This is a genomic window from Gillisella terrae (assembly GCF_004801395.1).
GTDB lineage: Bacteria > Pseudomonadota > Alphaproteobacteria > Rhizobiales > Rhizobiaceae > Allorhizobium > Allorhizobium terrae.
In genome coordinates, this window is sequence record NZ_SSOA01000008.1 from 57,876 (window position 1) to 83,341 (window position 25,466).

The 25,466-nt window shown below is 55.8% G+C and carries 23 protein-coding genes; 12 read left to right on the top strand and 11 right to left on the bottom strand.

Annotated elements, in window-relative coordinates; genetic code table 11:
• Positions 1 to 173: 173 nt before the first annotated feature.
• Positions 174 to 1,241: a multiple monosaccharide ABC transporter substrate-binding protein gene (chvE, locus tag E6C51_RS14580; protein WP_146937114.1), complete on the bottom strand. Its 1,068-nt coding sequence runs from the start codon at positions 1,239 to 1,241 to the stop codon at positions 174 to 176.
• A gap of 224 nt (positions 1,242 to 1,465) precedes the next feature.
• On the opposite strand from chvE, the gene E6C51_RS14585 reads away from it, so the two are divergent.
• From E6C51_RS14585 to E6C51_RS14600, 4 genes are all read left to right on the top strand, one after another.
• Positions 1,466 to 2,398 (top strand): LysR family transcriptional regulator, encoded by a 933-nt coding sequence (locus E6C51_RS14585; protein ID WP_146937113.1) that lies wholly within the window; start codon positions 1,466 to 1,468, stop codon positions 2,396 to 2,398.
• Positions 2,399 to 2,614: 216 nt separating this feature from the next.
• Positions 2,615 to 4,216, top strand: coding sequence for a Re/Si-specific NAD(P)(+) transhydrogenase subunit alpha (locus E6C51_RS14590; protein ID WP_190236495.1), 1,602 nt, complete (start codon positions 2,615 to 2,617; stop codon positions 4,214 to 4,216).
• 15 nt (positions 4,217 to 4,231) lie between these two features.
• Positions 4,232 to 5,665 (top strand): NAD(P)(+) transhydrogenase (Re/Si-specific) subunit beta, encoded by a 1,434-nt coding sequence (locus tag E6C51_RS14595; protein WP_190236496.1) that lies wholly within the window; start codon positions 4,232 to 4,234, stop codon positions 5,663 to 5,665.
• Between the two features lie 206 nt (positions 5,666 to 5,871).
• Positions 5,872 to 6,207 carry a hypothetical protein gene (locus E6C51_RS14600; protein ID WP_186827829.1) on the top strand — a complete coding sequence of 112 codons (336 nt, stop codon included), beginning with the start codon at positions 5,872 to 5,874 and terminating at the stop codon, positions 6,205 to 6,207.
• Positions 6,208 to 6,517: 310 nt separating this feature from the next.
• Here the strand turns inward: E6C51_RS14600 and E6C51_RS14605 are convergent, their stop codons facing one another.
• The 10 genes from E6C51_RS14605 to uxaC form a co-directional block, all read right to left on the bottom strand.
• Positions 6,518 to 8,050, bottom strand: coding sequence for a UxaA family hydrolase (locus E6C51_RS14605; protein WP_190236497.1), 1,533 nt, complete (start codon positions 8,048 to 8,050; stop codon positions 6,518 to 6,520).
• Positions 8,043 to 9,236 carry a mannonate dehydratase gene (gene uxuA, locus E6C51_RS14610; protein WP_190236498.1) on the bottom strand — a complete coding sequence of 398 codons (1,194 nt, stop codon included), beginning with the start codon at positions 9,234 to 9,236 and terminating at the stop codon, positions 8,043 to 8,045. The genes E6C51_RS14605 and uxuA overlap by 8 nt, the downstream gene beginning before the upstream one ends.
• The gene (locus E6C51_RS14615; RefSeq protein ID WP_190236582.1) at positions 9,233 to 10,690 is read right to left on the bottom strand and encodes a mannitol dehydrogenase family protein; all 1,458 of its coding nucleotides are present in this window, start codon (positions 10,688 to 10,690) and stop codon (positions 9,233 to 9,235) included. Before E6C51_RS14615 ends, uxuA begins: the two co-directional genes overlap by 4 nt.
• Positions 10,668 to 11,414, bottom strand: coding sequence for a 2-dehydro-3-deoxy-D-gluconate 5-dehydrogenase KduD (kduD, locus tag E6C51_RS14620; protein ID WP_190236499.1), 747 nt, complete (start codon positions 11,412 to 11,414; stop codon positions 10,668 to 10,670). The genes E6C51_RS14615 and kduD overlap by 23 nt, the downstream gene beginning before the upstream one ends.
• A complete protein-coding gene (gene kduI / locus E6C51_RS14625; protein ID WP_190236500.1) occupies positions 11,411 to 12,232 on the bottom strand; it encodes a 5-dehydro-4-deoxy-D-glucuronate isomerase in 822 nt (273 codons plus the stop codon). Before kduI ends, kduD begins: the two co-directional genes overlap by 4 nt.
• Positions 12,233 to 12,250: 18 nt before the next feature.
• Complete coding sequence (locus E6C51_RS14630) at positions 12,251 to 12,574, bottom strand: cupin domain-containing protein (protein ID WP_190236501.1); 324 nt, start codon at positions 12,572 to 12,574, stop codon at positions 12,251 to 12,253.
• 8 nt (positions 12,575 to 12,582) lie between these two features.
• On the bottom strand, positions 12,583 to 13,863 hold the full coding sequence (locus E6C51_RS14635; RefSeq protein ID WP_146937101.1) for a TRAP transporter large permease: 1,281 nt from the start codon (positions 13,861 to 13,863) through the stop codon (positions 12,583 to 12,585).
• A 2-nt stretch (positions 13,864 to 13,865) separates the two neighbouring features.
• Positions 13,866 to 14,372: a TRAP transporter small permease gene (locus E6C51_RS14640; RefSeq protein ID WP_146937099.1), complete on the bottom strand. Its 507-nt coding sequence runs from the start codon at positions 14,370 to 14,372 to the stop codon at positions 13,866 to 13,868.
• 75 nt (positions 14,373 to 14,447) lie between these two features.
• Positions 14,448 to 15,407: a TRAP transporter substrate-binding protein gene (locus E6C51_RS14645; RefSeq protein WP_210235009.1), complete on the bottom strand. Its 960-nt coding sequence runs from the start codon at positions 15,405 to 15,407 to the stop codon at positions 14,448 to 14,450.
• Between the two features lie 64 nt (positions 15,408 to 15,471).
• Positions 15,472 to 16,872, bottom strand: a complete 1,401-nt coding sequence (gene uxaC / locus E6C51_RS14650; RefSeq protein ID WP_190236502.1) for a glucuronate isomerase — start codon at positions 16,870 to 16,872, stop codon at positions 15,472 to 15,474.
• A gap of 172 nt (positions 16,873 to 17,044) precedes the next feature.
• Here uxaC and E6C51_RS14655 point away from each other — a divergent pair, with 172 nt between their 5' ends.
• The 8 genes from E6C51_RS14655 to E6C51_RS14690 all read left to right on the top strand — a co-directional run bounded on the left by E6C51_RS14655 (position 17,045) and on the right by E6C51_RS14690 (position 25,261).
• The gene (locus E6C51_RS14655) at positions 17,045 to 17,740 is read left to right on the top strand and encodes a GntR family transcriptional regulator (protein WP_146937095.1); all 696 of its coding nucleotides are present in this window, start codon (positions 17,045 to 17,047) and stop codon (positions 17,738 to 17,740) included.
• Between the two features lie 58 nt (positions 17,741 to 17,798).
• The gene (locus E6C51_RS14660; protein WP_190236503.1) at positions 17,799 to 18,707 is read left to right on the top strand and encodes a sugar kinase; all 909 of its coding nucleotides are present in this window, start codon (positions 17,799 to 17,801) and stop codon (positions 18,705 to 18,707) included.
• Positions 18,708 to 18,930: 223 nt separating this feature from the next.
• A complete protein-coding gene (locus tag E6C51_RS14665; protein ID WP_190236504.1) occupies positions 18,931 to 19,983 on the top strand; it encodes a dipeptidase in 1,053 nt (350 codons plus the stop codon).
• Between the two features lie 54 nt (positions 19,984 to 20,037).
• On the top strand, positions 20,038 to 21,678 hold the full coding sequence (locus E6C51_RS14670) for an ABC transporter substrate-binding protein (protein WP_407920816.1): 1,641 nt from the start codon (positions 20,038 to 20,040) through the stop codon (positions 21,676 to 21,678).
• Between the two features lie 25 nt (positions 21,679 to 21,703).
• Positions 21,704 to 22,762 carry an ABC transporter permease gene (locus E6C51_RS14675; protein WP_230987342.1) on the top strand — a complete coding sequence of 353 codons (1,059 nt, stop codon included), beginning with the start codon at positions 21,704 to 21,706 and terminating at the stop codon, positions 22,760 to 22,762.
• A complete protein-coding gene (gene nikC / locus E6C51_RS14680) occupies positions 22,759 to 23,685 on the top strand; it encodes a nickel transporter permease (RefSeq protein ID WP_146937089.1) in 927 nt (308 codons plus the stop codon). The genes E6C51_RS14675 and nikC overlap by 4 nt, the downstream gene beginning before the upstream one ends.
• Positions 23,682 to 24,515, top strand: coding sequence for an ABC transporter ATP-binding protein (locus E6C51_RS14685; RefSeq protein WP_146937087.1), 834 nt, complete (start codon positions 23,682 to 23,684; stop codon positions 24,513 to 24,515). Before nikC ends, E6C51_RS14685 begins: the two co-directional genes overlap by 4 nt.
• Positions 24,512 to 25,261 carry an ABC transporter ATP-binding protein gene (locus E6C51_RS14690; protein WP_190236506.1) on the top strand — a complete coding sequence of 250 codons (750 nt, stop codon included), beginning with the start codon at positions 24,512 to 24,514 and terminating at the stop codon, positions 25,259 to 25,261. Before E6C51_RS14685 ends, E6C51_RS14690 begins: the two co-directional genes overlap by 4 nt.
• The last annotated feature ends 205 nt before the right edge of the window (positions 25,262 to 25,466 follow it).

Genomic DNA, 25,466 nt, shown 5'->3' on the forward strand with positions numbered 1-25,466 from the left:
TGCTGATATCAGGCGCAAGCGCCGCAACTTTCAGCCATGATCTGCAACATACACTTGGAGCGCGATTTCATTTGAAAACCGCTCGCACTTAGCGCCATCTCAGCTTCCTGAGCGGATGGGCGAACAAAAAAGAAAGCCGGAATTTATGAGACATAAATTCCGGCTATTCCCTATTACTTCAGCTGGTCAGCCTTGTAGTAGCCGCCTTCAACCAGAACCTTCTCGTAGTTGGCCTTGGTCACAGCAACTGGCTTCAACAGGTAAGCTGGAACAACCTTCACGCCGTTGTCATAGGTCTTGGTGTCGTTGACTTCAGGTGTCTTGCCTTCCATCAGCGCGTTGACCATGTTGACGGTAACCTTTGCGAGGTCACGGGTGTCCTTGAAGATGGTCGAATACTGTTCGCCAGCAATGATCGACTTCACGGATGGGATTTCAGCGTCCTGACCCGAGATGTATGGCAGTGGCAGATCCTTGGTGCCGTAGCCTACGCCCTTGAGCGAGGAGATGATGCCGATGGAAATACCATCGTAAGGCGACAGAACTGCATTAACCTTGGCATCGGTGTAGTAAGCCGACAGCAGGTTATCCATACGGGCCTGTGCAACAGCACCGTCCCAACGCAGCGTACCAACCTTGTCCATGCCGGTCTGGCCAGACTTTACAACCAGAACACCGCTGTCGATGTAAGGCTGAAGAACCGACATCGCACCGTTGTAGAAGAAGAAGGCGTTGTTGTCGTCTGGCGAGCCACCGAACAGTTCAATGTTGAATGGACCCTTCTTGCCTTCCTTGAGGCCGAGGCCGTCAACCAATGTGCCAGCCTGCAACACGCCAACCTGGAAGTTGTCGAATGTTGCATAGTAGTCAACATTTGGTGTGTCACGGATCAGACGGTCATAAGCGATAACCTTGACGCCTGCATCATGAGCCTGCTTCAGCACGTCCGACAGCGTTGTGCCATCGATCGAAGCAATCACCAGAACCTTGTCGCCCTTGGTAACCATGTTCTCGATCTGCGAGAGCTGGTTTGGAATGTCGTCGTCAGCATACTGCAGGTCTGTCTTGTAGCCAGCTGCTTCGAGCTGCTTGACGATGTTGTTGCCGTCATCGATCCAGCGAGCCGAGGACTTTGTTGGCATGGCAATGCCAACCGTGCCCTTATCTGCTGCGAAAGCAGATGACGACAAAACAGCCGCGCCCAAAGCTACGGACGCAAAAAGCTTTACGATTTTATTCACGTGGAACCTCCCTTGGTTTCCAAATTTCATCCGCTGCATGTTTCCACCTCCGCTCCTTGAAGGTGTTGGACAATGCAGTAGCGGCCCCAGCTCCGTCTGTTCGCCGCGAAAGAATCCGGTAGGCTTTTTCAGCGCACATGATCCATACTGGACTCTTATAGCCGATTGTATGTCTTTCAAATGATTTATTTGACAATCCACATACCAAAGTTGATATATCGCCCATGGTCGCTCCGCTTCTCTCCCGCCTTCAGCCCAAGCACTTCAATCTGGTTCGCGCCATTTTTGAGCTTGGGCAGCTTAATCTTGCTGCCGTTCAACTTTCCATGACGCAGCCTGCGGCATCGCGTCTGCTGGCTGAAACCGAGCGCATTGTTGGTGCCGAGATCTTTGTGCGTACACCCAAGGGCATGGAGCCAACCGAGCTGGGGCAGGCCTTAGCGCGGCGTGCGGAAATCTTGCTGGAAGAAATGCGCGAAGCGATGCGCGAGGTGGATGCCATCAAGCGCGGCGCAACCGGCACGGTTCGGGTGGGGGCGGTGACTGGTGGTGCGCTTGGCTATATCGTGCCAGCCATTCGCGCCTTGAAAATCGAGGCGCGCACGGCTGATATTCATGTGGATGTGGCGCCCAGCGGCGCGCTGATTTCCAATCTGGTCTCGGGGCAGTTTGATTTCGTTCTGGGGCGCATTCCCGTTGGTGTTGATGCGCGGCAGTTTGATATTCGCCATGCGCGCACCGAAGAGGTGGATCTGATTGTGCATCAGACCCATCCGCTGGCCAATGCGACATCGTTGGGCATGGCGGATTTGCTGCATTTTCCCTGGGTGATGCAGGGGCCGGGCGCGCCGGTGCGGCAGGCGGTGGAACATGCTTTCATTCAGGCGGGTACCAGCCTGCCGGTTGATGTGGTCAACACCACATCGCTTTTGGTGATGATTGCGATGATTGCGACCTCAAATGCCATTGCGCCGCTGTCGCAGGAAGTGTCTGATTTGCTGTGTCGACAAACCACAGGTGCCGGCCTCAGTCGTCTTGCGGTCAAAATGCCGATTGTCGTCCTGCCTTATCACATGATCAGTCTGAAAAGCCGCAGCATGTCGACACTGGCTTCCCGGCTGCAAGATCTGGTGTTGCAGGAGTTTATGACCCGTTAGCGGCTCAAGCGTGAGATGGCGGTTTTTGTCTGCTGCCTTTCTTTTCGTGAATGCACCGTAAATGCGACATTTACTGTTCTGGAACGTACCGAAATCCTTAACAAAGGCTTGTGTCAGCAGTGTTAACTCTCTTTAATAACGCGACTGTGATGTGATCAGGACATCATGTCACGGAGACGTGGGAGGGGAGAGGCCGTAGCGTTTCAACCTACTCACATGGTGAGGGTCAGGAGGTGCGTTTTGACATTAAAAATTGGGTCGCCTAAAGAATTATATGCAGGCGAGGCGCGCGTCGCGATGACGCCCGATAGCGCGCAGGCTTTGCAGAAACTGGGGTATGAGTGCGTTGTTGAGGCTGGCGCTGGCAAGGCGGCGGGGTTTTCAGACGACGCTTATCGCGCGGCAGGCGTGACCGTGCTGAATACTGCGACCGAGCTCTATGCAAGTGCTGATGTGATCGCCAAGGTTCGCCCGCCTGAAGCATCAGAGGTGGAACACCTCACCCCCGGCAAAACGCTGATCTCCTTCTTCTATCCCGCCCAGAACAAAGATCTGCTGGAGCAGGCCAAGAACAAGGGTGCCGCCGTTATTGCCATGGATATGGTGCCGCGTATCTCGCGCGCCCAGAAAATGGATGCCCTGTCCTCCATGGCCAACATTGCCGGTTACCGTGCCGTCATTGAAGCGGGCAATAATTTTGGCCGTTTCTTCACCGGACAGGTGACGGCGGCTGGCAAGGTGCCACCGGCCAAGGTGCTGGTGATTGGTGCCGGTGTGGCCGGTCTGGCTGCCATTGGCACAGCCACCTCGCTGGGTGCGATTGTCTATGCTTTTGACGTTCGCCCGGAAGTGGCCGAGCAGATTGAAAGCATGGGTGCCAGCTTCGTTTATCTCGAATTTGAAGCCACTCAGGATGGTGCGGCAACGGGTGGCTATGCCGCACCGTCTTCGCCAGAGTTCCGCGAAAAGCAACTGGCGAAATTCCGCGAATTGGCCCCGGAGATGGATATTGTCATCACCACGGCGCTGATTCCGGGCCGCGATGCCCCAAAGCTGTGGCTGGCGGATATGGTCGCTTCGATGAAGCCGGGTTCGGTGATTGTTGACCTTGCCGCAGAGCGCGGCGGCAACTGCGATCTGACTGTGGCTGATCAGCGTGTGGTGTCGGACAATGGCGTGATTGTTGTTGGTTATACCGACTTCCCCAGCCGGATGGCGGCACAATCCTCGACGCTTTATTCCAACAACATTCGCCATATGTTGGCCGATCTGACGCCTGCCAAGGATGGCAAGCTGGTCCATAATATGGAAGATGACGTGATCCGTGGCGCGACGGTGACATTTGAAGGCGCGATCACCTTCCCGCCGCCGCCGCCCAAGGTGCAGGCCATTGCTGCCGCCAAGCCCAAGGAAAAAGCCAGGGAACTGACCCACGACGAAAAGCGGGCCAAGGAAGCGGCAGACTTCAAGGCGCAAACCACCAATCAGGTAAAACTGCTGGCGATTGGCACGGCGGTCATGCTGTTGGTGGGTGCCTTTGCCCCTGCAAGCTTCATGAGCCACTTCATTGTGTTTGTGCTCGCATGTTTCATCGGTTTCTCGGTGATCTGGAATGTCAGCCATTCGCTGCATACGCCGCTGATGGCGGTGACCAATGCCATTTCAGGCATCGTCATTCTGGGTGCATTGCTGCAAATCGGCTCCAGCAATTGGCTTGTGGTGATTTTAGCGGCGCTATCGGTGCTGATTGCGACGATCAATATCGTCGGTGGCTTCCTCGTGACACGGCGTATGCTCGCCATGTTCCAGAAGTCCTGAGGGGGAGAATAGATTATGGCAATTGGTATTGTTTCGGCGGCCTATATTGCGGCGGCTGTGCTGTTTATTCTCTCGCTGGGTGGCCTTTCTGGTCAGGAAAGCGCCAAGCGCGCCGTGTGGTACGGCATTGTCGGTATGGGGCTTGCGGTGATTGCTACCGTGTTTGGCCCGGATGTTGGTCACTGGTTTATCATTGTGTTGATGATCGCTGGTGGTTCGGTGCTGGGCTACTACGTGGCCTCGCGCGTGCAGATGACCGAAATGCCGCAGCTTGTGGCCGCTCTGCATAGTTTCGTGGGCTTGGCCGCGGTGTTTATCGGCTATAACGCCCATATCGAGGAAGCGCATGTGGCGCGCTTGGATGAGACGGCCCGTGCCTCGCTCACCGGCTTTGCCGCCATTCTGGCTCATAAACTGCCTGTCGAACTGGCGATCATGAAGGTCGAGGTGTTTCTCGGCGTGTTCATCGGTGCCGTGACCTTCACCGGTTCCGTCATTGCTTTCGGCAAGCTGGCTGGCAAGGTCGATGGCAAGGCCAAGAAATTGCCCGGCGGCCATATGCTCAATGCCGGTGCTGCGGCCTTGTCGCTCATTCTGTTGATCGCCTATTTCTATGGTGCAGGCGTCTGGACATTGATCCTGATGACGCTTTTGGCCTTCTTCATCGGCTATCACCTGATCATGGGCATCGGCGGGGCCGATATGCCGGTTGTGGTGTCGATGCTCAACAGCTATTCCGGCTGGGCGGCAGCGGCCATTGGCTTCACACTCGGCAATGATCTGCTGATCGTCACGGGTGCGCTGGTTGGCTCTTCCGGTGCCATCCTGTCCTACATCATGTGCAAGGCGATGAACCGTTCGTTCATCTCGGTTATCCTCGGCGGTTTTGGCACAACCACGGGTCCGGCCATGGAAATCACCGGCGAGCAGGTGGCCATTGATGCTGAAGGTGTGGCCGCCGCACTCAACGAAGCCGATAGCGTCATCATCGTCCCCGGTTACGGCATGGCGGTGGCGCAGGCGCAAGGCGCGGTGTCTGAACTGACTCGCAAGCTGCGCGATGCAGGCAAGAACGTGCGTTTTGCTATCCATCCGGTGGCTGGCCGCCTGCCGGGGCATATGAACGTGCTGCTGGCCGAAGCCAAGGTTCCTTACGACATCGTGATGGAAATGGACGAAATCAACGACGATTTCCCCGACACCGACGTGGTCATCGTCATCGGCTCCAACGACATCGTCAACCCGGCTGCCGAAGAAGATCCAAACAGCCCGATTGCTGGCATGCCTGTGTTGCAGGTGTGGAAGGCCAAGCAGGTGTTTGTGTCCAAGCGCGGCCAGGGCACCGGCTATTCCGGCATCGAGAACCCGCTGTTTTATAAGGAAAACACGCGGATGTTCTATGGGGATGCGAAGAAGTCGATCAATGATTTGCTGCCTATGATCAAGTAGGGTTTGTCGGGTCTGACAGACGCAAAGCCGGGTGGAGACGCCCGGCTTTTTTATGAATACGTGGGGCTTGCCAGCAAAAGCCCCTTTTGAATGCAGTCACGTCTGATGCTCCCAAGAATGGTGATCTCGAATTTGTGATATATCGTGACTTTTTCTATCGCTGCTCATAGAAATTTCTCACCAAAAGTAAAGGTAGGATTGAATCTATGAAAAAGCTCAATGTAATGCTCATCGCTTCCGTTGCATTTTTTGTGGCTGGTACAATTGCGCATGCTGAGGACCTAGTTTTTACCCTTAAAAATGGCACGCATTCGGTTTTGACAAACTTCTATACATCGCCCGTTGGCGTGAATGATTGGGAAGATGATGTCTTCGGTAAAGATGTACTCGAACCTGGCGAGAGCATTGAAATCACCATCGCCGATGGGCGCAGAACCTGCAAATATGACATGAAGTTTGAGTTTGAAGAAAATTCCGATCTCGACACAACAACGGATACGCAGGATCTTTGCAAATTGGGTTCCTATACGATCCACGAGTGAGACCTGCAAATGGTGGCGTCAGGCCTTTTCACGAGCTTGGCGCGATCGACTTTCAATCGAAGCTTGCAGACTTAAATGATGCAAGAGGCGGAGACGTTTGGGGGTATCTGACTGGCTACTGCATAAATCCTTAAATCGATTCTGATTTAAAGAATTATGCAGCAGCATATTGAGTGGGTGCGAAGAGCCTCCGCCGCGATCCCGTTCGTTGCGTTGTCGATAACGCAACGCGGTACTGAAAAATGCAGAGGTTTGGCATCACATAGGGGCTTGCTCGGCTGATTGCACCCGACTTATCAGCCGATAAAATTCACATCACCGCCCCGACCTGCCACGGCACAAATTCATTATCGCCCAAGCCCAGTATCTCCGACTTGGTCTTTTGTCCCGAAGCTGAGGCCAGTACCAAGTCGAGAATCTCGCGGCCCTTTTGCTCAATCGACACACCAGCGCTGATGATGTCGCCGCAATTGAGGTCCATGTCGTCGGGCATGTCTTCGAACAATTTGCTGTTGGTGGCGAGCTTGAGGGTGGGGGTGGGCTTGGAGCCAAAGGCCGAGCCGCGCCCGGTGGTGAACACCAGCATTTGCGCGCCGCCGGCAATCTGGCCGGTGGCTGATACCGGATCATAGCCGGGAGTGTCCATGAAGACAAAGCCGGGGATGTCGATGCGTTCGGCATAGTTCAGCACACCGGTGAGGGGTGTGCTACCTGCCTTGGCCGATGCACCGAGGGATTTTTCCAAAATGGTGGTCAGCCCGCCCAGTTTGTTGCCGGGGCTGGGGTTGTTGTCCATCGAGCCACGGTTCATTTTTGTGTAGTCTTCCCACCAGCGGATGCGCTCAATCAGTTTTTCGCCGATTTCAGCGGAGGCCGCACGGCGCAGCAGCAATTGCTCTGCGCCATAGATTTCCGGCGTCTCTGAGAGCACTACCGTGCCGCCCATGCCGACCAGCAGGTCAGAGGCCACGCCCAGCGCCGGATTGGCGGTAATGCCGGAAAAACCATCGGAGCCGCCGCATTGAAGTGCCAGTTTCAGTTCTGACGCTGGAATGGGTTCGCGCTGTACGGCATTGACGGTGGGCAGAATGCTTTTGATATGCTCGACAAGCTGGCGGATGGTGGCAGCCGTGCCGCCGCTGTCTTGAATGGTCAGGCCAAAGAAACGGCTGTCGTCGGCATTGCCGTAGAGGGTTTTCATCCGCGCCAGTTGCATCACTTCGCAGCCTAGGCCGACAAACACGGCAGCCCCGACATTGGGATGGGTGGCATAGCCCCAGAGCACCCGCTGCAAAAGATCGGCCCCTTCACCAGAGGAATCCATGCCGCAGCCCGTGCCGTGGGCAAAGGCGGCAACGCCATCGATGTTGGGGTAATCGGCCAGAATCCCAGAACGGTTGATCTCGTCGGCAGCGCGACGGATCACCGTGGCGGAACAGTTGACGGTGGCGCAAATGGCAATGAAATTGCGCGTTCCCGCCTGCCCATTGGCGCGGCGATAGCCCATGAATGTTGGGGTTTCAATGGCGGGAATAGCGGCCAGCGCCTTTTGATAATCCGCACCGACCTCATAATGTTGATCATGGGCACCAAAGGCGCAATTGTCGGTGTGGACATGCTCACCCGCTTTGATCGGGTGACTGGCATAGCCAATCACCTGACCGAATTTGATGATATTGCCGCCTTCAGCAATATCGGTTTTGGCAATCTTGTGGCCACGCGCCACAGGATGATCAAGGGCCTTCCCAAAGCCGAGCGGCTGCTCCCCGGCTTTGGCCGGATTGGTCAAAATCGCAACATTATCGTCAGGATGCAGCAGCACGGTTTTGGTGATGTCAGCCATAGCTTACGTTTCCATGTTCAAGGGCGCGGATCACACCGCGCAATTCGGCAAGACCGCGCAAACGGCCAATCAGCGGATAACCTACAACCGTGCCGCTGCCGATGTCAGACAGCAGCTCATGGCCGTGATCGGGCCGGAAGGGGATTTCCCAATCTGTGCGGCCTTCTGCCTTGCGGCGGGCTTCTTCTGCCACCAATGCTGCAATCAGCGCCACCATATCGGTGTCACCATCCAGATGGGCGGCTTCCTGGAAGGAGCCATCCGGCTCTTTGGCCACATTGCGCAAGTGGGCAAAGTGGATGCGGTCTGCAAAGCGCTTGGCAATCGCAGGCACATCATTGGCTGGGTTGGCCCCGAGAGAGCCTGAGCAAAGCGTTAGCCCATTGGCGCGGCTGTCTTGCTGCGCCATGATCCAGGCAATGTCGTCTTCGGTTGAGACAATGCGCGGCAGGCCCAGAATATCGCGTGGCGGATCATCGGGGTGCACACAAAAGCGCATGCCCAGGTCTTCTGCCGTTGGAATGATCTCGGCCAGAAACCGCGCATAGTTGGCACGGATTTCCGCGCGGCCAATGCCTTTGTAGCGCTTCAACGCCTCGCGCAAGCCGTTGATATCATAGCGATCGAAGGCACCGGGCAGGCCGGACATGATGCTGTTGAGCAGCGTTTGGCGGTCTTCCTCAGATGAAGCATCAAACCAGACTTTGGCCTCAGCCCGGACCTCTTCGCTGTAATCGGCCTCTGCACCCTCACGCTCCAGCATGTGGATTTCGAAGGCGGCCATATGCGGAGATGAGAAGCGCAAGGCCGTGCCGCCGCGATGGACGGGGGCATAAAGATGGGTGCGGGTCCAATCCAGCAGCGGCATGAAATTGTAGCAGATGGTGTGAATGCCATTGTCTGCCAGATTTTTCATCGATTGCCGATAATTGGCAAACAGCTGATCCAGATTGCCTTCGCCGCGCTTGATGTTTTCATGGATCGGCAGGCTTTCCACCACATTCCATGTCAGATCAAGGTCATTGCTGGCTATCTCATCACGCCGGGCGGCAATTGCCTCCGACGACCAGACTTCGCCATAGGGTATTTCATGCAGCGCGTTGACAATGCCATTGGCCCCTGTCTGGGCAATTTCACTCAGCGCGATCTTGTCGAACGGGCCATACCAGCGCCAGCTCTCTTTCATGCCTGCAATTCCTTTATTGTATCTCGCGCACCCTTGGTGGCAAGGCTTTCATAATGTTCCATCAAGCTCGATGTGAATGTTGGGTTGTCTGCTAATGTTGCCGGGAAAACCTCACGCACTGAGAGCAGCGCTGCGACCTTCTGTTTTGCGTCGGTTGCCCCATCACTCAAGCTTTTCAGTTTGGCAGCCAGCGGATCGCGCACATCAATGGCTTCGCCCTTTTCGTCCACGCCGCCAACGTAGCGCATCCATGCCGCAACGGCCAAAGCAAGGCCCTTGATAGAGCGGTTTGACGCCAGATTTTCAGTAATGGTGCCCAAAATCCGCTGCGGCAGCTTTTGTGATCCATCCATGGCAATCTGCCAGGTGCGATGGCGAATGGCCGGGTTGGAATAGCGCGAAAACAGCGCTGCGGTATAATCGGCAAGGCTCACACCTTTCGGTGCGTGCAGGCCGGGGGTGATTTCATTGTTCCAGAGGTTTTTGCAGAACGTCGCAAACACCGGATCAGCCACCGTCTCGGCAATGGTTTCATGGCCTGCCAGATAACCAAGGTAAGCCAGTGATGAATGGGTGCCGTTCAGGCAACGCAGCTTCATATGCTCAAACGGCGTCACGTTATCGACCAGTTGCACGCCAACCGCACCCAGATCAGGCCGCGCGCCATCGACAAACACATCTTCCACCACCCATTGGCGGAAAGGCTCGTGCATCACCGGCGAGGCGTCATAGGTGCCTGTTTTTGCGGTGAGGGCTGCAATGTCTTCCGGCTTGGTGGCGGGCACAATGCGATCCACCATGGTGGAGGGGAAGGCACCCTCAGCTGCAATCCAGTCTTTCAATTCAGCGGAAACCAGCCCGGCAAACTCCAGCACCACGCCACGCACCACCTTGCCGTTTTCCGGCAGGTTATCGCAGCACAACACCGTGAAGGGGCGGAGCCCTGCGGCTTTGCGCTTTTCAAGTGCGCGCACCAGAAAACCAATGGCCGAGGTCGGCTTTTCCGCATTCGCCAGATCGTGGATAATATCCGGATGGTTCTGGTTCAGCTTGCCGCTGGATGGTTCGTGGCAATAGCCCTTTTCCGTCACCGTCAGGCTGACGATTTTAACCGAAGGCGCAGTCATGGCCTCCAGCACAGCCGCCGGGTTTTCGCGGGCCACCAGCACACCGTTCAAAACGGTGACCACACGGGCGGTCTCGCCCTCTGGACCAAGTTCAACGGCGGTATAGGCAAAATCCTGCGGAGCCAGCGCATCACGCTGATCGGGCCGCATCAGGCTGACGCCAACAATGCCCCAGTCACCGCCGGATTTTTGCATGGCTTCTTCAATATAAACAGCCCCGTGGGCGCGGTAGAACGCGCCCAGACCCAGGTGGATAATTCCAGTTTCGGGTCTTTTGCCAGCCGGGCGGGTGAGGCGGGGGGAATTAGCGGGCAAGCCAGCCTCCATCAACATTCAAAATCGCACCATGGATATATTTGGCGGCAGGGGATGCCAGAAACACCGCAGCCCCGCCAATGTCTTCGGCATCACCCCAGCGGCCTGCGGGAATGCGCTCCAGAATGGCCTTGTTGCGGGCGGCATCATTGCGCAAAGCCTCGGTGTTGTTGGTTTCGATATAGCCCGGCGCAATGGCATTGACATTGATGCCTTTTGCCGCCCATTCATTGGCCAACAGCTTGGTCAGGCCCGCAACCCCGCTTTTGGATGCGGTGTAAGACGGCACGCGAATGCCGCCCTGAAACGACAGCATGGAGGCGATGTTGACCACTTTGCCGGTGCCATTGCGGGCAAACACCGCTCTGGCAAAAGCCTGAGTGAGGAAGAAAACCGCTTTCAGGTTCACATCCATCACCGCATCCCAGTCTTCCTCGGTAAAATCCACCGCATCGTTACGGCGGATAATGCCTGCATTGTTGACCAGAATATCAACCGGGCCGAGATGATCGAAAATATCCTTTCCGGCCATGGGGTCGGACAGATCAAGTTTGAGACTGGACGCTTTGCCGCCAGCCTTGGTGATCAGACCAATGGTCTCATCGACTGACGACCGGCCAGCGCAAATCACACTGGCGCCGGCCTTGGCAAGTGACACGGCAATGGCCTGACCAATGCCGGTGTTGGAGCCGGTGACAAGCGCCGTTTTATCTTTGAGAGAAAACAGATCGCTCACCGCAATGTCTCCATCGATACCATTTCCACATCCTTGTAATCAACATTGTCGCCAGCCATCGCCCAGATGAAGGTGTAATTGGCCGTGCCTGCGCCCGAATGGATCGACCATGGCGGCGAGATCGCCCCTTCTTCGTTTTTCAGCACCAGATGGCGGGTCTCGTCCGGCTCACCCATCATGTGGAAAGCGCGCTGGCCTTCTGGCAGATCGAAGTAGAGATAGGCTTCCATGCGCCGGTCATGCACATGGGCGGGCATGGTGTTCCAGATCGAGCCAGTGGCAAGCTTGGTCATGCCCACCACAAGCTGGCAGGATTTCATCACGTCGGGGTGGACAAACTGATAAATAGTGCGCTCGTTCGAGGTTTCCTGCGAGCCGAGCTTCACGTTGGCGGCCTCTTCAATCTTGATCAGGCGCGACGGGTAGGTGTGGTGAGCCGGGGCCGAGAGAATGTAAAAACGGCCAGCGCCTGAGAAGGTGATTTTGCCTGCACCCATGCCGAGATAGAGCATATCGCCCTTGCCCATGGTGTAGGTCGCGTCTGCTTCCACGGTGCCGTCGCCACCAATGTTGACGACGACCAGCTCGCGCCGATCAAGAATGGAGGCGGTGCCGCATTCCTTGACATGGTCCAGTGTCAGCGTGCCGCCCGCGGGCACAGCGCCACCCACAATCATGCGGTCATAATGGGTGTAGATCAGCTTGATTTCGCCATCTTTGAAAATATCGCCCACATGAAAGTGCTTGCGCAAATTGGTGGTGTCAAATGTCTTGGCCGTTTCCGGGTGAATGGCGTGGCGGGTTTCAACGCTGAGCATTGGGGCACTCCTTAAAAATTAGAGAAAATCATCACGACGGGGCGTGAAGGTATCAATCAGCACACCGGGCTGAAGTGCCCGACAGCCATGGAAGGCAAGAGAGGGAATGACAAAACTGTCACCGGGGCCGACTTCAAATCTGTCGTCACCAATGAAAAATTCAAACCGTCCCGATTGCACATAGGTAGACTGAATGTGGGGATGATTATGGCGGGCACCCTCGGCTCCTTCAGCAAAGGTAAAGCTGACCACCATCAATTCCGGGCTATCGGACAACACCTGCCGAATGACATTGTTGCCAGTGTCCACGGCTGGAAAGGTTTTCACGTAAGGCTCTGTCATCTTCAATCCTAATGAAACAGCTTTGGCAGCCACAGCGACAATGCCGGAATATAGGTGACCAGCATCAAGGTTGCGAAAGCGGCACCATAAAACGGCCAGATGGTGCGCATGGCCTGGGTAATCGGTATCTTACCAACAGCGCAGCCAACAAACAGCACGGCCCCCACCGGCGGTGTGCAAAGCCCGATACCGAGGTTGAGAATGAGGATGACGCCAAAATGCACCGGATCAACCCCGAATGCCGTGGCCACCGGCAGGAAGATGGGTGTGGTGATCACGATCAGCGGCGACATATCCATGAAGGTGCCAAGGATCAGCAACACGACATTCAAAAGCAGCAGGATGATGATCGGATTGTCGGAGACGCCTTTCAGCAGGGCCACCATCGAGGCTGGCACGCGGGTATAGGCCAAGAGCCAGCCGAAGGAAGAGGCGCAGCCAATCACCATCAGCACCATGGCGGTGGTGCGCACGGCACCCTTGGTGGCTTCCAAAAAATCATGCCAGCTCAAGGTGCGATAGACAAAAAAGGTGATGGCCAGCGCATAGACCACGGCGATGTTGGAGGATTCAGAGGCCGTGAAAATGCCGGAGCGAACGCCGCCGAAAATGATCGCCACCAGAATAAGACCCGGCACGGCTGAGACAAACAGATTGCCAAGGGCTTTCAGGCCGGGAAACGGCTCGGTGGGATAGCCACGGCGCTTGGCCACAAACCAGGCGGCAACCATCAAGGACAATGCCAGCAAAAGACCCGGAATAATGCCTGCGGTGAATAGATCGGCAATGGAAATGCGCCCGCCCGCCGAGATCGAATAGATGATCATGTTATGTGATGGCGGGATCATCAGCGCAATGATGGAGCCAACGACGGTGATGTTGACGGCATAGTCCACATCATAGCCGCGCGCTTTCATTTGCGGCACCATCAGGCCACCAACGGCAGAGGCATCGGCGGCAGCCGAGCCGGATACGCCACCAAACATCACCGAGGCCAGCACATTGACCTGGCCCAGACCACCGCGCAAATGCCCAACCAGAGCACCGGCCAGCGCCACAAGCCTGCGGGCAATATCGCCGCGCACCATCAGATCGCCAGCGTAGATGAAAAACGGAATGGCCATCAGCGCAAACACCGACACGCCGGAATTCAGCCGCTGAAACACCACAACGGGCGGCAGGCCGAGATAGAGCACGGTGGCAAAGCTGGAAATGCCAAGACAAAAGGCAACGGGTGTGCCGATCAGCAACAGGAAGACAAAGCTTCCAAACAGAACCCAAAGTTCCATGATTATTCCTCCACCGCTTCACCGAAGCGGGCAGTCGGCAGCCCTGCCAAGCGGCGTGCTATACGCTCAAGAGAAAACAAAACGACCAGAATGCCACCCAAAATCACGGGCACGAAATCAAAAAGCCCGGAAATGCCGAGGCTTGGAATGATATTGCCTGCAACATTGGCAGCCAGCGACCAGCCATACCAGACCATACCGCCGCCAAAACTGGCGACTGCCAGATCGGAAAGGCAATAAAATATCTGCTTGCCGCGCTCGGGAACAACATAGAGCAAGACGTCAAACGACAGGTGATAGCCTTCCTTGATGCCAACGGCCGCACCAAGGAAAATGAACCAGCCCATGATCATCACGGCAGAAGGCTCACTCCAGATAATACTACTGCCCAGCACATAGCGCCAGAACACCTGGGCGGCGATGATGGTTGTCATCAGCACAAGGCCAAGACCGGCCACCCAGAGCGCTGCCCGCGCCAAGGCACCGGTTACGGGTTCAAGAGATTTCATGAGAATTTGCAAGGCCGATACTCCGACACCATTGAAAATGGCCTGCGGAGACAATCCGCAGGCCGGAGCATTGCATTACTTGGTCGCCTGAATGCGGGCGACCATGTCCTTCAACTTGTCGGACTTGATATATTTGGCGTAGATCGGCTCCATGGCCTTGATGAAGGGGGCCTTGTCGATCTCGTCAACCACTTGCACACCAGCCGCACGGACTTTTGCTTCCGAGACTTTTTCCTGCTTCACCCAAAGGTCGCGCATGATCGGAACAGAGGCCTTGGCAGCTTCCTTGACCGCAGCCTGATCTTCCGGTGTCAGCTTGTCCCAGGATTTCCTCGACATCACCAGAACTTCCGGCACAATCAAATGCTGGTCGAGGGTGTAATATTTGGCCACTTCATAATGGCCGGAGCTGTCATAGGATGGCCAGTTGTTTTCGGCACCATCAATAACCCCGGTTTGCAAGGCGGAGTACACTTCGCCATAAGCCATGGGGGTTGCATTGGCACCCAGCGCCGAAACCATATCGACAAACATGTCGGACTGGATGACGCGGAACTTCATACCCTTCATATCCTCGAGGGATTTGATGGGCTTTTTGGTGTTGTAAAAGCTGCGCGAGCCGCTGTCGTAAAAGGCAAGGCCAATCAGATCATGCGCTTTGAAGGCGTCGAGAATTTCCTGACCGATCGGACCATCCATGACCTTGTGCATGTGATCGACCGAGCGGAAAATATAGGGCAGCGACGGCACTTGCGTTTCAGGCACAATATTGTTGAACGGTCCAAGTGAAACGCGATCAAGGTCAATCACGCCGTATTGGGTTTGCTCGATCGTGTCTTTTTCCTCACCAAGCTGCGATGACGAAAACACTTCAATGCTGATGCGACCCTTGGTCTTGTCCGACAGGATCTTGCCCATGGCCTTGACTGCCTCCACAGTCGGATAGCCATCGGGGTGGCTGTCAGCCGAGCGCAGCTTGATGTCAGCAGCGCTTGCAAACGCCACCGAAGCGACAAGCGCCACGGTGGTCATCATTGCTCGTCCCCAGTTGTTCAGAATGCTCATTTCCATATCCTCCCGTTTGGAAATCAAGGCTCTATCAGAGCCTGTAGGCCTTCTTTGCCAGCCCGTAGGCCAGATCATGTGCCACCTCTGGTGCTTCGTCCTCATCCAGACGGCCCGTCACCACGAGGTTGGCGAGATAGGCGCAATCCACCCGCCGGGCCACATCATGGCGGGCCGGGATCGAGCAAAAAGCGCGTGTGTCATCGTTGAAGCCAACGGTGTTATAAAAGCCTGCGGTCTCTGTTGTGCTTTCGCGGAACCGGCGCATGCCCTCAGGACTATCAAAGAACCACCAGGCCGGACCAAGCTTCAGCGCCGGATAGGCACCGGCCAGCGGAGCCAGCTCACGCGAATAGCTGGTTTCATCCAGTGTAAACAGAATGATGGTGAGGTCCGGGTTCATGCCCACGGCATCGAGAAGCGGTTTCAGCGCGCGCACATAGTCGGTGCGGGTGGGAATATCAAAGCCCTTGTCGCGTCCGTGTTTAGCCATGATGCCGGCAGAATGGTTGCGGTAGGAGCCAGGATGAATTTGCAGCACCAAGCCATCATCCAGGCTCATGCGGGCCATTTCGGTCAGCATATGGCCGCGAAAGGCATCGGCTTCGTCCGGGGTGATCTTGCCGCTCAGGGCTTTTTCAAACAGCGCCTTGGCTTGATCCTGCGGCAGATCTTCTGTGCGGGCCGTTGGGTGGCCGTGGTCGGAGCTGGTGGCACCATAGGATTTGAAAAAAGCGCGACGATTGCGGTGGGCCTCAAGATAGCCCTCCCATGTGGTGGCATCAACGCCCGCCAGAGCGCCAAACTTTTCAATATTCTCAGCAAAGCCTTCAAATTCCGGGTCTACCACCGGATCAGGCCGATAGGCGGTGACCACTCGGCCATTCCAGCCGGAGGCGCGGATCATCTCATGCCATTTCAGCTCATCCAGCGGGCTTTCGGTGGTGGCGATCACCTCAATATTGAAGCGCTCAAACAGGCTGCGCGGGCGAAACTCCGGCTTTTGCAGGCATTCGGCAATGTGGTCATAGGTCTCATCGGCGGTGGCAGCCGAGAGGCGCTTGGTGATGCCAAATACATCATGGAAGGCGTGTTCCAGCCACATGCGGCTGGGGGTTGCCCGCAGCAGGTGAAAATTGGAGGCAAACAGCTTCCAGATCTTGCGGCCATCGGTTTCTGTGGGGCCGCCATCCATGCGCGGCACGCCAAGCTGTGTCAGGTCAATGCCCTGGGAGTACAGCATGCGAAACACGTAATGATCAGGCACCACAAAAAGCTGGGCCGGATCGGGAAAGGCATTGTTTTCGGCAAACCAGCGCGGGTCGGTATGACCATGCGGGCTGACGATAGGCAGGGACTTGACCTGCTGATACAAGGAACGAGCAATGCTGCGGGAGGTTTCATCAATGGGAAAAAGTCTGTCGGGATGCAGCAATGTCTTGGCCTCCTCGCCCTTTCACAGCATGTGCAAAGGGCGCTATCAAGATGATCTCCTGTCTGGACAAACACAGACTGTCTGTGTGTGCTATCAGGCAGTTGCGAAACGGCAATTGCATTTCGCTGGTAATCTAATATGTTAGTATGCAAATTGAGTCAATGGAGCTTTCATGGTGGAACCTGTGAGTTTGCGAATTCTGGAGACGCAACGTGGCCCCTCGGTCACGGAGCAGGTTTTTGAGTTGCTCTATGCTCAGGTGGTCGAGCTTCTTCTGCCGCCAGGCACCAAGCTTTCTGAAGTGGAAGTGGCAAAGCAGATGGGGGTTTCGCGCCAGCCAGTGCGCGATGCGTTTTATCGCCTCTCCCAGCAGGGCTTTTTGCAGATCCGCCCGCAGCGCGCCACCGTGGTCACCCATATCTCCGAGCAAGGGGTGTTGCAGGCGCGTTTCATTCGCACAGCCCTTGAGATGGAAACGGTCAGAGCGGCGGCAGAACGTCTGAATGACGAACATCTTGCCGCACTTGATGATCTGGTGGCCCGGCAAATCAATGCCATTGAGGCTGGCGATAAAATGCTGTTTCACGGGCTGGATGATGAGTTTCATCGCCAGATCTGCGTGATGTCCGATCATGAATTTGCCTGGGCGCTGATCCGTGACAGCAAGGCCCATATGGACCGGGTGCGCTATTTAAGCCTGTCTTTCGGCGCGCAAAGCGCAATTGATGAGCACAAGCACATCATGGCAGCGCTTAAAGCGCGCGATGGCGATGCCGCCGCAGCCCATATGCGTGTTCACCTATCCGGCATTTTGTCGATTATCCGTCGCATTCGTGAAACGCACGGCCAGTATTTTGCCTTGGAATAATTGGCCTAGGTGAACTTGGCCTTGGTGATATATCCGCCTTCAAACAATTGAGTATGTTATGCGCAAACATCAGATTTTGACCATCGGCGAATGCATGGTGGAAATGGCTCCGCGACAGGATGAAGCCTACAATCGCAATTTCGCAGGCGACAGCTTCAATACCGCCTGGTATTTGCGGCAATTGCTGCCAGGCGATGATCAGGTCGGTTATTGTTCTGCTGTGGGCACCGACGGTATTTCCAATGCGATGCTGGCATTTATGCAGGCGGCTGGCATTTCGACGCATGCCGTGCGCCGTATCCCAAATCGCACCGTTGGCCTTTATATGATCGAGCTTGCCAATGGTGAGCGCAGTTTCAGCTACTGGCGGGGCGAATCGGCGGCAAAGCTTCTGGCCGAAGATCGGACCTTTTTGAGTGAGGCCGTGGCCGGGCAGGATTTGGTGCTGTTTTCCGGCATTACACTGGCGATTTTGTCAGAAACCCATCGCCAGCAATTGCTCAACGTATTGGGTGAAGCGCGCGCGCGTGGCACCACAATTGCCTTTGATCCCAATATGCGGCTTCGCCTGTGGCCAGATCAGCAGACCATGTGCCGAGCGGTTTCTGATGCTGCAAAACTTGCCGATATTGTCCTGCCATCTTTTGATGAAGATGGGCCAAATTATCAGGATGCATCGCCACAAGCCACGATTGAGCGCTACATTGCCGGGGGTGCCAAATGCGTCGTGGTCAAAAATGGACCAGATCGCATTCATGCCTTCTCCGAAGAGGAGGGGCATGTGGTGTTTGATCCGGTGCCGGTGGATGCGGTTGTCGATACCACGGCGGCCGGAGACAGCTTCAATGCCGGTTTTCTGGCGGCGCGCCTCACTGGCTCTGCCATGGTTGAGGCCTTGGCAAAGGGCGCATCGGTTTCGGCTCAGGTGATCAAAAGCCGGGGTGCTCTGGTGGCCATTGAGGGGTGAAATGCATCTATTCTTGGTTGCAAAAGACGATTAAGGCGGTATTTGCGGAATAATTTTCTGCATATTTTGGTGCGAAGCAATTTGTTTTCACTTGAACCGGCGCTTGGTTTGATTCTACGATGCCTTTCAAACGGTTTCAAAACCGTATTCTCTTTGTTTGTCAGCGATTTGTGTCTGGTCGGATCAATGCGTTGATAAATGTCAGGTCTTCATAGGATTCGCCATGCAACTGGTTTTCGATGGGCATAATGATGTCCTCCTGCGGCTCTGGAGGGCGCATTCGGCTGGTATTGATCCGGTGCGGCAGTTCATCAAAGGCACGAGCGAGGGGCATATTGATGCCCCACGCGCCAAGGCTGGCGGCTTGGCGGGCGGGCTTTGCGCCATTTACATCCCCTCCATGCATGATTTTGTGCTGACCGAGCCTGATGCACGCGGCCATTACAACACCCCGATGGATACGCCCCTGCCAAGGGCTTCATCGCTTGATATTGCCTTGCAAATGGCGGGCATTGCCTTTCGGCTGGAGCGCGCTGGAGGCTGGCGGTTGTGTCGCTCAACCACCGACATTCGTGCGGCCATGAAGGATGGCGCCTTTGCCGCCGTGCTGCATATGGAAGGCTGCGAGGCGCTTGATGCTGATCTGGCCACGCTGGAAACCTTGTATGCTGCGGGCCTGCGTTCGCTTGGGCCGGTGTGGAGTCGTCATAATATTTTTGGCCATGGTGTGCCTTTTGCCTATCCCATGTCGCCCGATACGGGGCCGGGCCTGACACCTTTGGGCTTTGAACTGGTGAGAGCTTGCAATAAGCTTGGTATCGCCATCGATCTGGCCCATATCACCGAAAAGGGCTTTTGGGATGTGGCCAGAACCACCGACAAGCCGTTGATTGCCAGCCACTCCAATGTTCACGCACTCACTCCTGTTGCCCGCAATCTCACCGATAAGCAGATGGATGCGATCAAAGAGAGCAAGGGGCTGGTGGGCTTGAACTATGCGGTGACCATGCTGCGCGATGATGCCCGTGATTTTGCCGAAACACCTCTGTCTGATATGGTGCGCCATATTGATTATATGGTGGAGCGGATGGGCATTGATTGCGTCGCACTTGGCTCTGATTTCGATGGGGCGACAGTGCCTGCGGAGATTGCGGATGCCAGCGGCAACCAAAACCTGATCGAGGCGTTGAGGCTTGCGGGCTATGGCGAGGCCGATCTTGCCAAGATTGCCCGCGAAAACTGGCTACGGGTGCTGGGCAGTGCCTGGCACGAATAATGTTCTTTGATCAAAACACGACACCTTAAAACACGGCAATAAGGGGACCGGCCTATGAAGATGACATTCGGCAATTCGATACGCCTTCTGACAACCAGCGCAGCAATGGCTTTGATGCTGGCAAGCGCGCCCAATGTGTTTGCGGCGACGCCCAAAGACACGGTGGTCGAGGCCTGGGCCTTTGATGACATTATTACGCTGGATCCCGGTGAGGCCTTTGAAATTTCGGCCGCTGAAATCACCGGCAACACTTATGACAATCTGGTCAAGCTCAACACCAAGGATACGTCCGAAGTGGTGCCCGGCATTGCCGAGAGCTGGAAAGTCTCCGACGATGGCCTGACCTATACGTTCAAGATCAAGCCTGACATCAAATTTGCCTCTGGAAATCCGATCACCGCGGCGGATGTGGCCTATTCGATTGAGCGCGCAGTCAAGCTCAACAAAAACCCGGCCTTCATTCTTCAGCAGTTTGGCCTCACCGGCGATAATGTGACAGAAAATGCCAAGGCGGTGGATGCATCCACCTTCCAGCTCAAGGTGGATAAGCCTTACGCCACCAGCTTTGTGCTCAACTGCCTGACGGCAACCGTGGGTGCGGTGGTTGATAAAAAGCTGGTTGAAAGCCACGCCGTGGCGGTAACACCATCCAAGGATTACAAATACGACACGGATTTTGGCAATGGCTGGCTGAAAACCCATTATGCCGGATCGGGCGCTTTCAAGCTGCGCGACTGGCGCGCCAATGAAATCATTGTCATGGAGCGCAACGATAATTATTACGGCGAAAAGGCCAAGGTTGCCCGCGTTATCTATCGCTTCATGAAGGAAAGCTCTGGTCAGCGTCTGGCGCTGGAAGCCGGTGACGTTGATGTTGCGCGCAATGTGTCACCCAATGATATTGCGGCTCTGTCCACCTCCAAGACCATCAAGCTGGATTCGGCCCCTAAAGGCACGGTCTACTATCTGGGCCTGAACCAGAAAAACCCCAATCTTGCCAAGCCGGAAGTGCGCGAAGCGCTGAAATATCTGGTCAATTATGATGCGATTGGCGGAACGTTGATCAAGGGCATTGGCACCATTCACCAAAGCTTCCTGCCCAAGGGTATTCTTGGCGCGATTGATGACAAACCGTATAAGCTGGATGTGGCCAAGGCCAAGGAATTGCTGGCCAAAGCCGGTTTGAAAGACGGCTTTACCGTGACCATGGATGTCCGCTCGATCGAGCCGATCACCAGCCTGGCCCAATCCATGCAGCAGACCTTTGCGCAAGCCGGTATCAAGCTGGAACTCATCCCCGGCGATGGTAAGCAGGTACTGACCAAATACCGCGCCCGCAACCACGACATCTATATTGGTGACTGGGGATCAGACTATTGGGACCCCAATTCCAATGCCGAAACCTTTACCAGCAACCCGGACAATTCCGACACGCCAAAATCAAAGACCCTGGCCTGGCGCAATTCCTGGGATGCACCTGAGTTGACCAAGGAAACGGCAGCGGCTCTTCTGGAGCGCGATACTGACAAGCGCAAGGCGATGTATGTTGACCTGCAAAAGAAGGTGCTGGCAGAGGGGCCGTTTGTGGTGATCTATCAGAAGACCGAAGTGGCGGGCTATCGCAACAATTTGCAGGGCTTCAAGCTGGGGCCAACCTTCGATTCCAACTTCATGAACACGGTCTCGAAAGACTGATTGAAAGGGTGCCGGATTGGCTTCTGTGGACCTTAAAGGCGGTGCCGGGCGTTCAAACGCTCGGTCTCGCCGACGCATTCGCACTGTGCTCGGCTTTGTCGTCACTGTTCTTACGACCTATATTGGCCTGCTGGCGGTGACGTTTTTCATCGGTCGGGTGATCCCGATCGATCCCGCCCTCACGATTTTGGGCGACCGCGCCCCACAAGCGGCGGTCGAGCAATTGCGCCGCACCATGGGGCTGGATCAGCCGCTCTATTATCAGTTCTACCTCTATATCAAAAACATTCTGGCTGGCGATTTTGGCACGTCTGTTTTGACCTCCAATCCGGTGATGGCGGATATTGCCCGGTTTTTTCCGGCCACCATCGAGCTTGCCACAGTCGGTACCCTCATTGGTGCGCTGGTGGGTATTCCCTTGGGCGTTCTGGCGGCGGTCAAGCGCGGCAGTCTTGCCGATCAGCTGGTGCGGGTGATTGGTCTTGTTGGCTATTCGGTACCCATCTTCTGGCTTGGCCTGCTGGCGCTGTTGGTGTTTTACGCCAAGCTGCAATGGGTTGCCTATCCGGGGCGGATGGATGTGGTTTATGAATATAGCTTCACGCCCATCACCGGCTTTTTCCTGCTGGATGCGATTATCCAGCAGCAATGGGATGTGCTGTGGGATCTGTTTCGCCATATCATCCTGCCCGGTGGCCTGCTGGGTTATTTTTCGCTGGCTTACATCAGCCGCATGACCCGCTCGTTCATGATCGCTGAGCTTTCGCAGGAATATATTGTTGCCGCCCGCGCCAAGGGCCTGTCGGAAACACGGATTATCTGGTTTCACGCGCTGCGCAATGCGGCCGTGCCGCTGCTGACGGTGATTGCTTTGTCTTATGCTGGCCTGCTGGAAGGCTCGGTGCTGACAGAATCAATCTTCTCGTGGCCGGGGATCGGGCTTTACATCACCAATTCCTTGCAAAATGCCGATATGAACGCGGTGCTGGGCGGAACCATTATCATTGGCTCTGTCTTCATTGGCATCAATCTTCTGTCGGATGTTCTCTATAAAACCCTTGATCCGAGGACGCGCAGCCGATGACTTTAACGGCCTCAAAAATTCCTTTGCGCGAGTGGCTGCTGTCTGATCGACCACAATCACGCCGACAGGCAAGGCTTGGTCGTGCTTATGTGATCTGGCGGCAGTTTTCAGCAAATCGGCTGGCTTTGCTGGGCTTGGGATTGATCCTGGCGCTGGTGTTTATCGCCATCTTCGCCAATCTTCTTGCCACCCACAATCCGGTTCAGGGCGATCTGGCGGGCGCACGGCTGTTGCCGCCAGGATCAAACGGCTTTTGGCTCGGCACAGACGATCAAGGCCGTGATATCTATTCCCGGCTGATTTACGGCTCGCGCCTCACGCTGCTGGTGGTGGTGTTGGTGGCCATCATTGCAGCCCCCATCGGGCTGATTGTCGGCACGGTCTCTGGCTATGCTGGCGGCTGGGTTGATGCCGTGTTGATGCGGATTACCGATATCTTTTTGGCCTTTCCCAAACTGGTGCTGGCTCTGGCCTTGGTGGCAGCCTTGGGACCGGGCATTGAAAATGCCATTTTGGCCATTGCTGTCACATCCTGGCCACCTTACGCGCGCATCGCGCGGGCCGAGACGATGACCTTTCGCAATTCCGATTATATTTCAGCCGTCAAGTTGATGGGGGCTTCACCCTTTCGCATCGTGCTGCGCCATATCATGCCCCTTTGTCTGTCCTCGCTGATCGTGCGGGTGACGCTGGATATGGCGGGCATTATCCTCACGGCCGCCGGCCTTGGCTTTCTGGGCCTCGGTGCACAGCCGCCCCTGCCGGAATGGGGAGCGATGATTGCCGATGGTCGCCGCTTTATTCTCGATCAATGGTGGGTTGCGGCCATGCCGGGCTTTGCCATTTTGCTGGTCAGCCTTGGCTTCAACCTGCTGGGCGATGGTCTGCGCGATGCGCTCGACCCCAAGGAGGCTGGCCAATGACACCTTTGTTGACGGTTGAAAATCTGAAAGTCAGTTTTCCAACTCGCACCGGGCTGGTCGAGGCGGTGCGCGGTGTGTCGTTTACCTTGGGCAAGGAGCGCCTCGGCATTGTCGGCGAATCCGGCTCTGGCAAATCCCAGACGGGGCGGGCGATTATGGGGCTGACACCCTCCCATGCGCGCATTACGGCAGACCGTTTGACCTTTGGCGATACCGATTTGTTGAGCCTGTCGGCCTCTAAGCGCCGCGCGTTGCGTGGCAAAAGCATGGCGATGATTTTGCAGGATCCGAAATATTCGCTCAATCCGGTGATGACCATTGGTCGGCAGATTGTTGAAACACTGTTGACCCATGAGCGGCTCTCAAAACGCGATGCGAAAACCCGTGCGCTGGCCATGCTGGAGGCGGTGCAAATCCATGACCCTGAGCGGGTGTTTGCGCTTTATCCGCATGAGGTTTCAGGCGGCATGGGCCAGCGGGTGATGATCGCGATGATGCTGGTGTGCGGCCCGCAATTGCTGATTGCCGATGAGCCAACCTCGGCGCTGGATGTGACTGTGCAGCTCGAGGTGCTGGATATTCTGGATGGGCTGGTGCGCGAGCGCGGCATGGGGTTGATTTTTGTCTCCCATGATTTGCGGCTTGTGTCGTCCTTTTGTGACCGCGTTTTGGTAATGTATGCAGGCCGAGTGGTGGAAGAGTTGGATGCTTCGAAACTCTCTGAGGCCAAGCACCCTTACACCCAAGGCCTGCTGAGCTGTCTGCCGCGACTTGAGGGTGATCAACACCCGCTGCCGACCCTGCAACGCAAAGCGGAGTGGGCGCTATGAGCACCGTGCTGTCAATTCAAAACATGTCGGTGCGCTTTGATGAATTTCTGGCGCTGGATGATGTCAGCCTTGATGTGCAGCAGGGCGAAAGCTTTGGTTTGGTGGGCGAGTCCGGGTCTGGCAAATCAACGCTGTTGCGCGCCGTTGCCGGCTTGAATGCTTTTGAAAGCGGCCGCCTGACGGTGGATGGCAAAGACTACACGGGCAAACGCCGTGATCAGGATTTTTATCGCACCGTGCAAATGGTGTTTCAGGACCCCTATGGCTCGCTTCATCCACGCCAGACGGTGGATCGTTTGCTGCTGGAGCCGCTGGTCATTCATGGTTTTAGCGATGTTGATCAGCGCATTGCCCGCGCTCTGGATGAGGTTGGCCTTGGCTCCGGCTTTCGGTTTCGCTTTTCCCATCAATTGTCCGGGGGGCAACGCCAGCGCATTGCCATTGCGCGGGCATTGATTGTCGAGCCGAAAATTCTGCTTTTGGATGAGCCAACCTCCGCGCTGGATGCGTCTATTCAAGCGGAAGTTCTCAATCTGCTGGAACAGGCGCGCAAGGATCGGGGATTGACCTTCGTGATGGTCAGTCATGATCTCGCAGTGATCAGCCATATGTGCGACCGGCTGGCGGTGATGCGTATGGGCAAAATGGTGGAAACCATGCCGGTGGATGCTTTGCGTCGCCGTGAGGTTGAGGCTGAGTATACGCATCAATTGATGACGGCCAGTGAGGGGTTTCGGCGCAAGTAAGCTGGAATGGCACTGATGTCAGCTTTGTCTTGCAAGAACCCCTCCCCAACCCTCCCCACAAGGGGGAGGGAGCAGGTTGAGGATCAGGCGAATGTTGTAAACCAGTCGTCCTATTGCCAAAAAAATCAAAAGCTTACTGGGGATTTCAGCAGAATCCCTCCCTCTTGTTCAGAGGGGTCTTTTTCGTCGATCTTGATGCTTGCGG